The organism is Microbacterium sp. Nx66, from assembly GCF_904066215.1.
GTDB lineage: Bacteria > Actinomycetota > Actinomycetes > Actinomycetales > Microbacteriaceae > Microbacterium > Microbacterium meiriae.
Window position 1 is genome coordinate 631,753 of sequence record NZ_LR880474.1, and the last position, 10,404, is coordinate 642,156.

The 10,404-nt window shown below is 64.4% G+C and carries 9 protein-coding genes and 3 tRNA genes; 4 read left to right on the plus strand and 8 right to left on the minus strand.

Going from position 1 to position 10,404, the window contains the following annotated elements; all coding sequences use genetic code 11:
* Positions 1-84: 84 nt before the first annotated feature.
* The 5 genes from MICNX66_RS02895 to MICNX66_RS02915 all read right to left on the minus strand — a co-directional run bounded on the left by MICNX66_RS02895 (position 85) and on the right by MICNX66_RS02915 (position 5,251).
* A complete protein-coding gene (locus MICNX66_RS02895; protein ID WP_029266145.1) occupies positions 85-1,491 on the minus strand; it encodes a relaxase/mobilization nuclease domain-containing protein in 1,407 nt (468 codons plus the stop codon).
* Between the two features lie 2 nt (positions 1,492-1,493).
* Positions 1,494-2,012 (minus strand): plasmid mobilization relaxosome protein MobC, encoded by a 519-nt coding sequence (gene mobC, locus MICNX66_RS02900; protein ID WP_029266142.1) that lies wholly within the window; start codon positions 2,010-2,012, stop codon positions 1,494-1,496.
* Between the two features lie 303 nt (positions 2,013-2,315).
* The gene (locus MICNX66_RS02905) at positions 2,316-2,732 is read right to left on the minus strand and encodes a hypothetical protein (protein WP_029266140.1); all 417 of its coding nucleotides are present in this window, start codon (positions 2,730-2,732) and stop codon (positions 2,316-2,318) included.
* A 39-nt stretch (positions 2,733-2,771) separates the two neighbouring features.
* Positions 2,772-4,592 carry a hypothetical protein gene (locus MICNX66_RS02910; protein ID WP_051667911.1) on the minus strand — a complete coding sequence of 607 codons (1,821 nt, stop codon included), beginning with the start codon at positions 4,590-4,592 and terminating at the stop codon, positions 2,772-2,774.
* A 464-nt stretch (positions 4,593-5,056) separates the two neighbouring features.
* On the minus strand, positions 5,057-5,251 hold the full coding sequence (locus MICNX66_RS02915; RefSeq protein ID WP_062635491.1) for a helix-turn-helix transcriptional regulator: 195 nt from the start codon (positions 5,249-5,251) through the stop codon (positions 5,057-5,059).
* A gap of 86 nt (positions 5,252-5,337) precedes the next feature.
* On the opposite strand from MICNX66_RS02915, the gene MICNX66_RS02920 reads away from it, so the two are divergent.
* The 3 genes from MICNX66_RS02920 (at position 5,338) to MICNX66_RS02930 (ending at position 8,267) form a co-directional block, all read left to right on the plus strand.
* Complete coding sequence (locus MICNX66_RS02920) at positions 5,338-6,084, plus strand: helix-turn-helix domain-containing protein (RefSeq protein WP_082802894.1); 747 nt, start codon at positions 5,338-5,340, stop codon at positions 6,082-6,084.
* Between the two features lie 14 nt (positions 6,085-6,098).
* Positions 6,099-7,229 (plus strand): site-specific integrase, encoded by a 1,131-nt coding sequence (locus tag MICNX66_RS02925; protein ID WP_062635495.1) that lies wholly within the window; start codon positions 6,099-6,101, stop codon positions 7,227-7,229.
* 90 nt (positions 7,230-7,319) lie between these two features.
* Positions 7,320-8,267, plus strand: a complete 948-nt coding sequence (locus MICNX66_RS02930) for a hypothetical protein (protein ID WP_029266130.1) — start codon at positions 7,320-7,322, stop codon at positions 8,265-8,267.
* 168 nt (positions 8,268-8,435) lie between these two features.
* Here the strand turns inward: MICNX66_RS02930 and MICNX66_RS02935 are convergent.
* From MICNX66_RS02935 to MICNX66_RS02945, 3 genes are all read right to left on the minus strand, one after another.
* Positions 8,436-8,508: transfer RNA gene (locus MICNX66_RS02935), tRNA-Phe, on the minus strand.
* Positions 8,509-8,576: 68 nt separating this feature from the next.
* Positions 8,577-8,650 (minus strand) — tRNA-Asp (locus MICNX66_RS02940).
* A gap of 31 nt (positions 8,651-8,681) precedes the next feature.
* Positions 8,682-8,754, minus strand: a tRNA-Glu gene (locus MICNX66_RS02945).
* Between the two features lie 211 nt (positions 8,755-8,965).
* Between MICNX66_RS02945 and MICNX66_RS02950 the strand changes: the two genes are divergently transcribed.
* Positions 8,966-10,315, plus strand: a complete 1,350-nt coding sequence (locus tag MICNX66_RS02950; protein ID WP_232089175.1) for a M23 family metallopeptidase — start codon at positions 8,966-8,968, stop codon at positions 10,313-10,315.
* Positions 10,316-10,404: the final 89 nt, after the last annotated feature.

Here is a 10,404-nt window from a genome sequence, read left to right on the forward strand (position 1 = left end):
ACTGCCACTAGCGACTATGTAGTGTGGGCACCGTCGGACCACTATATGGACACGAGGCGGTCACCGGCCACCCACTGCACAGTGCTAGTCGCCGATGCTCCGTTCTTGGTGATCGGGCGCGGAAAGCTCCGCCTCTTCGAAGAGTGCGGGGAACCGCAGTCGCAGCGGGCGAGGCTTGGGGGAGGTCTCCTGATTCTCACCGGTGTTAGCCTGCGGCCGCGCCGATCGCGGTTGCTCGACGTCGTGCGGACGGTAGTCGGGAACCGTGACCTCCGTTTCTGGTTCCTCTGGGTCCGCGATCCGTGGCTGAGTTTCTCGGAGTTCCGACAGTCCCATTGTGCCCGGGACTGCGGGTAGCTCGGTGGGAGCGTGCGCACCGGAATTCTCGTGTTCGCTTGTCATCGCGTCGGCGTTTGACAGGGCTGTAGCCACCAGGCGTTGCGCGGCGCGATTTGCCTCCTGTGTCGCCTCGTCCAGAGCGATCATCATGCGTTTCTTGGGCGACAGTCGGCGTTCAACAGTCGTGTGTTGTGGCACGGACAATGTCACCGCGCTGTTGCGAGCGAAAGCGGTCTCAACAGCGTCCCTCTCGAAGGCCGTGCCGAGTGTGGTGCAGCGGCGTCGATCACTCGGCGTTGGATCGGCTGGGGTTCGGTCCGGATTCTCGCGAAGCATGCCGTACGAAATGCCACGGCCCTTCTTGCCGCGCTGTTCGATCTGAACGCCTCGGGTTCTACCGACTTCGACGAAGCTGTCCCAGTCGACAACGGCTGGATCGGCGAGCGTGTTCTCGATGCTCGCCCTCAGCACGGTGAGACTAAAAGGTTGCTTGTTGCGGGGCGCACCGAACTCATCCGCGAGGTCGCATTCTGTTTCCCAGATGATGTGCCGCTGCCATTCGCGAAGCTCACTGTCCGCGGTCGACCCGGCGCGGCGAAGACCGCTCGGCTCGCCCCGCTCGAAGCGCTCGTTCGCGTCGCTGAAGGCCTGCTTGAGGTCCGCTCGCTGCTCGAAGCCGCGCTGTTCAAGAACACGCTCATGTGCCTCGACAAGGCGTGCGTGCGTGACGACTGAACTGTTGAGACTGCGGCCGGTTTTGGTCTCGATGGAGTTCGCGACGAGGTGGTTGTGCACACAGCCTGTTCGCCCGTCTCGTTGTGTTACAACGAGCACCTGTCGGCCGGGGAACCTCTCTTCTGCGAGTGCTGTCCCGAGCTTCTGAGCCGTCAGCCAGTCGTCTGGCTCTTCGGGGTCCAACTCGTCCTTCGCGAAAGACTGGATGACGTGATACGCCTGGACGAACGCGCCAGGCTTGTCCTTACCCCACTTCTTGCGGACGTCGCGCATCTGCTGCTTCGCGACCGATACCAGCATGCCGCCCACGCCGGACGCCATGACGTACCGCTCGCCATCTTGCTCGGGCTTGTCATCGAGCGCATAGTTGATCAGCGCATCGGCCGACCGCGTCGAGCTCGCCACCACAACAGGCATAACTACACCGTCCCGCGCGGCGGCAGGCCATGGTCCACGAGGCGTGCGATGCGCTTCTCGATATCGTCGGGAACATCGCGTAGCTCAGCCACCGTAAGGAGAGCCTCCGAGACCTCCCCAGCGGTCACCGGGTCGCCGATATTCAGCCGCTTCGCGATCTGATTGAGGTTGCCGCCGATATGCGCGATGTGATTGCGAATCGGACCGAGCTCGTACCCGAGCCGATCGGAGATGTCGGCCAGGCCCCAGTCGGTCACGTTCGGGCCCTGGCGCTCGATAGCCAGCGCCCTCGCTTCCACCTCGGCGGCACCCTCACGGTCAGTAATGAGCAGGCGCAGAGCTTCGGAGAAGGAGACCTCTTCGAGGTCGCGTCCGGAGGACTTGGCCAAAGCTCGCCGCACGTCGTCGACGGCTCGTTCCTCGTCGTCGCTGAACCTCAGTGTGCGGCGCTTCGCAAAGTTGACGACCCTCTTCCTCGGACGACGCGGCGTCGCTTCGCTCGCCTTGCCGGTCCTCGTCATCAGGTCGTCCCCTTCGCTCGGTTCTTTGTGCAGTCTGGGCCTTTGCTTCCCCGCTCCGCGAGGGTGGTCCCAGACTACACAAATAACGGCAAGCAGTTTATCCGTCAGACATATCGCTGCGCTCCTGTCCTTGGATACTCCTTGGTCAGGCCTCCGGCCCGACACCCGGATGAAGGCTCCCGCCTCCACGCACAGGTCGTGGCGCCACCTTCCGAAACGGAGAAACCCCATCAGCGCCTCTTCGAGGGCAGATGGGGTTTCTCTACTCGCCGCGACCGCACGGGGCCGCGGGCGACGCAACGCTCAGGCGGCTGGCTGCTTGACCGCCGTCGGCGTGCTTGAAGTCGTCGCGACCAGGGCCGGAGAAGCCGCCTGCGGCGGTCTCTCAGCTGCCTGAGCAGGAACCTGACGATCACTGCCGACTGGTTGCGTCGTAGGCTGCTCCTCAATTGATAGCAGGACGGTGACAGCCTCGATGAGGCGAGCAGCGCGCTTGGCCTCGTCCTTATCGGACGTGACCTCGTAGCGGCCGTGCTTGCCATCACGAATGATGGGTGGTTCAGGCTGGACGTCGAGAAGCTCGTACAGCTGCTCGACGGCGTCACAGCGTGCGAACGCCGCGACCTTGATCGCGTCGTTCACGTTCTTGTCGTAGGCGTCCTGCTCGGCCTGCAGCGCGGCGATCTGCGCAGCTCGGAGCTGACTACGGGTCCTTCGCATGGTGTTCTCCTAACGGTGCGGTGTAGTGGTCAGCCCCGATCAACGGGGCTCGGTCTTAGGTGGGGCTACGGTCTCCTCGCCCCTACCCGGAGGTGCAAAGGGATCGCTGCCGACGTACTGGTCCAGGTCAGCAACGCTGATACCGAGAGCCGTGAGTTCGTCCGCGAGTCGTGAGGTCAGCGCTCGGGACCGCTGCAACGGCGTGTCCCACTCGGAGCGCCAGCCGGCAGTGCAGCCGGGCGTCCGGCAAGTGATAGGGAAGCCCGAGCTCGCAGCGGATCCGTGGTCGGTGGCGCATGAGGCGGTGGCCCCGTTCGCCATGAACCTAGCGATCCACGCTCGAACGTCTTCAGCGACGAACTCGCGGGTCAGTTTCACGCTCGCAAGATCCGCATCGGAGATGGCGGAATCCGGAGGCACCAGAACCCAAGTCTTGGAACGCTTGGTGGTCGGGTCCGGCTTGATCTCGTCGATCTGCCACCCTGCCTTTCGAAGATCCGGAGCCACTCGCCGGAGCTTGCCACTCATGCCACGAGGCTCGGGCCAATAGCGATCGTCCGAGGGTCTGCGCAAGAGCTCGTGAAGGGCCTTGCCGGTACCCGTCCAGCGACGTTTGATCGTCTCGGTGATCGCCACCAGGAACTGGTCGGTGCTCACGATGTCCTCGGCGACAGAATCTTGCGCCCGCCGGTAACGGCTCAGAGTGTCTGACCCCGTTGCATGATCAAGAGCGGCCAAGATCTCGGCGAAGTCCGCCATCCGAGGCTTGTTGCCGAGTTTCACGACGGGCAGCTGCTGCAAGGTCAGAACAACAAGGTCCAACAATGCACCCACCATCGAGGCGTAGCTCGCGTTCCAAGCGGAGTTCAACTCGCGTTCTGAGCGACGCCTGTCTGCGGGGATCACCTCAAGATCTCCCCAGACGCATCGCTCGGCGAGGTCGCCGTTGAGAACGCCGATATCGATACTGGTGAATCCCAGGACGCCCTGCACCTGCATGATGCGCACGTCGTCGTCGGTGTACAGCGCGCGGTCGACATCAGCTTCACCGGTCACGAATCGGCACAAGCCGTCCGACAACCAACGCGGCATCGACGACATATTGTCGAAGACCACGCCGCGCGAGTGAGCCCCGGCGTGAAGCAGCCGGTCCGCATCGTTCGGTGGGCGCCTCACCGGCGCGGTGGTCGGATCGAACAGGGAGAAGAGCCGTCGTGCACTACTGGTCTTGGCGGTTCCCTGTTCACCGAGCAGAGCCAAGGCCGGGCACGGAAGACCGACAAGGATCGTCGCAGCGACGAGCCAGCCGATGATCAAGCCGCGGTCCGAGGCCGGCAGATTGACGAACTCCCACAATGCGTCGAGGTTTCCGCCGCGCGCAGGGACGGGCAAAGGGGCGGTCACGGCGGTGCGGCGAAACAGCACGGGAAGGTCATCGTCGCCGTCGAGGATCTCCCAGCCGGCTGCCGTCACGCGGATGACCTGCTCACTGCGATCGCCGATGTCGATGAAGATCTCGTCGTCGCTGGGGCGCGCCGTGCGCAGGTGCAGCTTGATGGGCTCGAAACTCTCCTCCGCCTCGTACTCAAGCGCGCTCATCGCCTCAGTCAACGCGTTCTGCGAGGCTGTGCGAGCGGTCCGACGCCGGTACATGCCGCCGAGTTCCTTGCGGACGGAGCGTCTGCTGCCGAGGAGAGGAATCGCTACGTGACCGCCCTTGCGAACACCGAAAGGCTTGCCATCGGTATCGACGTGAAGGTCGTAGTGATCGAGGGCCAACTCAACGAGCTGCTGCGCGGTGGACCGCTTCCCGAGCGCCTCGGGGATATCGCGGTCTTCAGGTACGCTGGTGGTAGTCAAATGCAGGATCTCCTTTCAGATCCGCCATGGGGTCGCCGAGTTGCAGCTCGGTGGCCCTTTTTGTTTCTTCCGTATGGGTAGTGCTCGCTCAGGGTTCGAGCGTGATGTCGATCTTGTGGTTGCGGTCCCTTCGTATCCGCGCCTGCACCCTGCCGTGCGCGTGTTGAGCACCAGCAGGCCGCTTCGGGGGCGAGGCAAGAGCAGGCACGCTCCCGGGAGCCGAGGAAGATCGGTAGTGCGGAAGTCACCCCCGCACTTCTCCTGCGCGGACTGCACCTATTTCGCCTCCGAGGTGCCAATAGAGAAGTGATGGGGTTCCGTCCGCATCTCCGCTCCCGTGCGCGGGTTATCTAGGCGACGGCGGGGCGCGCCACGTGCGGAACACCACGCGGAACGTGTCGGTCCCGACAGTTGCCTCGAAGTTCCGCACGGTTTCCGCGCGCAATGGGTCCGGCGAGGACGCATCACATCGCCGGCTCGAGCTGCTCCTCGATCCAACGGTCGACATCGGCCTGACGCCAGCGAACAGCGGCGCCGATCTTCACGGCCCGGGGGAGCGGCTCACCGAGCGACCGCTTGCGGTAGATAGTCGACACAGACATGCCGGTCTGGGCGGAGAGATCGTGAACGTCGAGGAGGGTGTTCGTCGTCTGTGTCATGCGGAGTCCTTTGATAGCGAGTACCAGAAATTTGTAACTTGTGAGGTACCGTAACACAAGCTACATGATTCTGGTAACTTGTAAGCATGGAATCAATGGCATACGCGGAAGCGGTGGGCGGATTTCTTGCCGCCTACCGGCGGCGGCACGGGATTACCCTTGAGGCGATCGCGACCGTTGGACGCGATTACGGAGCAACGTGGAGCCTGTCTAGCGTCCAGGCGATTGAGCGGGGCAAGGCTGCGCCGACGGTTCCGACGCTTCTCACGCTCGCACTCGCACTTGGAAAGCTCTCTGGTGAGCCGCTTCGACTCGCCGACCTTCTTGGGGCTGCGGAGTTGCTGGAACGGCCGTACGAGCTCCGTGAGGATCAGCCCGTGCGGCGGGAGTGGGTCAACCGCGTACTGTCGGGCGCACCGATCGCGCTCGAGGATGGCGACTATGCGCACGTGGGCGCCGCGCCGATAGGTGGGGATCACGAGTGGGACGAGGAACTCGAGATGGCGGCCCTTGAGCATATGAGGGTGCACGGCAGGAAGTCCGAGTCGTATGACCAGGTGGATGCACAGTGGGGGGCCATGACGGAGGTGCCCGACCGTGACACGCGTCAGAGCGCTCGTCGGCCTAGTGTGAGCCTTGCAGAGTCTCGGGCGGCAAAGAAGCTTGGGATACGCCCACCTCTGCTTCAGCAGTACGCGGCGCGACTCTGGGGCCATTCCCTTGAAGTCGAGGCCCTGCTCCGTGCCGGCGAGGACAGCACGCCGCAGGCGCGTGGGCGCGTCACGCGTGTGCTCATTGACGAACTCCGCGCATCCACCGACGGTGAAGTCTGATGGCCAGACCTCGAATGGCGATCGGAACCTACGGCACCATCCACGTGGCCGAGGTTCAGCCGGGGAAGTGGCGTGCCCGCACGCGGTATCGTTTCGCGGACGGCAAATCCCGCCAGATCGAGAAGCACGCGCCGAGCAAGGCCAAGGCGACGGCCGCGCTGAGGCATGCGCTGACCACGATCGAGGCCGACCGCGGTGGCGAGCTGAAACCGGCAACGCACCTCCGCGCCCTCGGCCAGAGGTTCTTGGAGTCCCGGCGTGAGTTGGGGCGCTCAGAAGGCACGCTGGAGACCTACGGCTATGCAGTCACCGCTCATATCGCGCCCCGGATCGGCGACCTCTCAGTCGCCGAGGCCACACCTGAACGGCTGCAGAAGTTCCTTAACGCCGTTGAGAAGGAAGCCGGCCCGGGGGCAGCAAAGAACTGCCGATCGGCGCTGAGTGGCATGCTCGGCCTAGCGGTGCGGAACGGGGCTTTGTCGCACAACCCCGTGCGTGAGCTCGAGCGCGTCACCCAAAGGAAGAAGAAGGGCAGCACCGCAATCCCGTTGGACGAACTGCCGATGTTTCTCCAGCGCGTCCGTGAGGACGAGAAGCTCAACGAGTGGGACACGGTGGATCTGATCACGTTCATGCTCGCGTCAGGGTGGCGAGTGGCCGAGGTGTGCGCGCTCGAAGCGAGCGCTATCGACTTCGCCGCCGGCACAGCTTCCGTTGTCGCGCAGAATGTGCGTGTGAAGGGGCGGGGAATTGTGCGGCAGGAGTTCGCGAAGACCGACAAGTCCGCGCGTACCACCCACTTGCCGGAAGCGACCATGCTCCTCCTTCACAAGCGGCACGAGAGGCTGCGCGCCGATACCAACCTCATCTTCCCGACTCCGCTGATGCGCCCTCGCGATCCCTCGAACACGCAGCGGGAGCTTCGAGACCGTCGCGACGGCCTGGGGTACCCGGGATTGTCAACGCACGCGTTCCGAAAGTCGGTAGCCACGATTCTTGACAAGGCTGGACTGTCCGCGACAGAGATCGCCGACTACCTCGGACACGAGAACCCGAGCATGACCCAGGACGTGTACATGAACACCATCAAGGGCTCCACCAAAGCTGCAGGCATCATGGGCCAGAAGCTGGACGGGCTGATCTAATCCGGTGCGAGAAGCAGCCCGGGGCGGAGTGAGGAGAGGGCTTCCGCTCTACCCGATCGTAGTGTCCGTGGCTGCGGATACGATCCATCGATGACTGATGAGCAGCCGCCGGCGCCTGATCCTGCGAGCGGGCTGAATCTTGCGGACGAGCTGAACCGTGACTTCTATTCGCATTCACCATCGCAGTACCTGCGAACTCGAATCGCGTTGCTCGTCGCCCTCGGCGACGCCGATGCCGCCTTGCATCCCGCGCTCGTTGGAGGTGTCCGTGCGTGGGGTATGGGCGTCGAGCTAGAGGTGCCACTAGACGACGAAGAGATCGACGGATTCGCTGTGGTCGAGTCGATCTCGATCATGTACCTCGCGGCGGAGGCACTCCTGCGGTTGTACTTCGCGCACGTGGAACCGGAGCCTTGTCCGCCGCTGAAGCTCTCGTCGTTGACGAGCTTCGCGAAGTTCAAGCAGATGGCGGGCGACTTGTTGACCAGCCCTCCGCGCAATGAGCTATTGCGCGAGGTATTCCGCGGCAGGCTCGATGCGCCTGCTGAGGTATCCGCGGAGGCATGGACAGAGGACGCTGACGTCCTTCGATTTCTCTTGACTCGGGCAGCCGCGCTGCTCGCCCGCGAGGCTAACGTGTACAACTCGACGAAGCACGGGCTTGCAGTGCAACCTCGGAAATCCGGGCTGCGCCTCGGTAGCGAGGAGGACCCGAATGGCGTGATCATCGACCACCACGGACCGTCCATCCGGTTCCTCAGCAAGGGTCCTAGCGCCGAAGAGGGGGTGCAACAGTGGCGAGAGACGATCCAGTTCGCGTTCCCTTCCATCAACCTCGCAGTTGCATCCGCTTTCGCCGACGAGATCGACGCGATCCACGCGGTGGCGAAGGCGCGCTTGACTGGTGAACAGGGCTCAGTGACGATTCGTCAGCGAGCGTTGATTGACCACCTTCGTGCCGTGCCCTTCGCTAGCAACTACACGGGGCTTCTATCTCTGGGGATGCATCGAGACTTTGGGGTCAGGATTGGGCGCTAGTTGCGTTCGGGCGACGCTGCTGCCTGAGCCTGATAGTGCGGAGTTTGTGCGGAGTCCACGACTGAAAACCCCAGAGCCTGCCCGGAGGGAGGCAGTCGCTGACGCGGAAAAACCCTGATAAGCGCATAAAAGAACCCCCGCGATGTAGAAGCTACGCGAGGGTTCCAGTGGCTCCGACCGGCATCGATCCGGTGACCTTTCGATTTTCAGTCGAACGCTCTACCAACTGAGCTACAGAGCCGCGCGGCGATGATGCTGCCGCGTCCTAGACGAAGAGCCCTCTCCGAAGAAAGAGCTCGTCGCACGGAGCGACCCTGACGGGACTTGAACCCGCGACCTCCGCCGTGACAGGGCGGCACGCTAACCAACTGCGCTACAGGGCCATACTGGTGTTTTCAATTGTATCGGATGGAGTGACCCCAACGGGATTCGAACCCGTGCTACCGCCGTGAAAGGGCGGCGTCCTAGGCCGCTAAACGATGGGGCCGAGTCAGTCCCGGGGGACTTCCTTGCCGACGCTCAAGCATAAGGGATCATTCGGGCAAATCGCGAATCGAGGCCGGAACCCGCTTCCCCCGGGCGTGTTCGAGCGGGACGATGGAGGGGCCGGGGATGCCGTTCGCGCCGTTCCAGGAGTCTGGTGCTGGTGTGAAAGTTGTTGTTACTGTGGCATCTGTGAAACCGGCGGAAGGGGCCGTGTGAACGAGAAGACCACGCAGGATGCGGCACTCGCGGCATCCGCGGACTGCGGGTGTGCGCCCACCCCGGCGGAGCGCCGTACCCTCTTCCGAGACGGGATCAGCCGCCGCGGCGCTCTCGGACTCGGCGCGCTCAGCGCCGTCGCCCTCAGCGCGTTCGGCATCTCGTCCGGTGTCACGGCCGCGCACGCCGCGTCGTATCCGAGCTGGGACGACGTGCAGAAGGCCAAGCAGAACGAGGCCTCCAAAGCCGCAGAGGTGAAGCGCATCGAGGGGCTGATCCAGTCGCTCACGCAGAAGGTCTCCGAGACACAGGCCGCGGCCGAGGTCGCCTCGACCGAGTTCTACAACGCGCAGCAGGCCTACTTCGCCGCGATCGCCGAGGCCGACTCCCTGCAGGAGAAGGCGGACGCACAGGCCGCCGTCGCCGACGAGTCCGCCCGCAAGGCCGGCCAGGTCGCCGCACAGCTCTACCGCAACGGCGGTGACGACACCTCGCTGGAGCTGTTCTTCGCGGATTCCGCCGCCAACGCTGACGAGCTCCTCGCCCGCCTCGGCTCCATGGACAAGCTCCTCGAGTACAACAAGACCGTCTACAACGACGCGGTCGCCGCGCGGAACTCCGCACAATCCCTCAGCGATCAGGCCGTCGTCGCCCGTGACGAGCGCGACCGCCTGCAGAAGATCGCCGAGGAGAAGATGGTCGCGGCGCAGCAGGCCGCCGACGCCGCGCAGGCCGCGCTCGACGAGCAGTCCTCGAACCTCGCCACCATGCAGGCGCAGCTCGCCGCGCTGAAGGACACCACCGCGACCACCGTCGCCGGCTACCAGAAGGGCGTCGAGGAGCGCGAGAAGGAGCGCAAGCGCCGCGAAGCCGCCGAGGCCGCCGCGAACGCCGGCGGCAACAGCGGCGGCGGCGGGACGCCGGGGAGTGGGGGCTGGGTGCGTCCGCACGGCGGCTACCGCAGCTCCGGCTACGGCCCCCGCTCGCAGCAGTGCAACGCCAACGGCTGCTCGTCGAGCTGGCACTACGGCGTCGACCTCGCCAACGGCTGCGGCGCGGCGATCTACGCGGCGCACTCGGGCACGGTGGACGCGGCCTTCTACAACGGCGGGTACGGCAACTACGTCCGGATCCAGCACGGCGGCGGCATCGCCACCGGATACGCGCATATCAAGCCCGGCGGCTTCGCCGTCCGGAACGGCCAGTGGGTGCGGGCCGGCCAGGTCATCGCCTATGCGGGCAACACCGGCGGTTCCTTCGGCTGCCACCTGCACTTCGAGGTCTACATCAACGGCCGCTACACGAACCCCATCGACTTCATGGCGAGCAAGGGCATCTCCGTCTGACGGACGGCTGGACAGCGGAAGACCCCCGGATGCATGGCGTCCGGGGGTCTTCGCTTCGACAGGCTCAGCGACCCATATGAGGTCAGCGA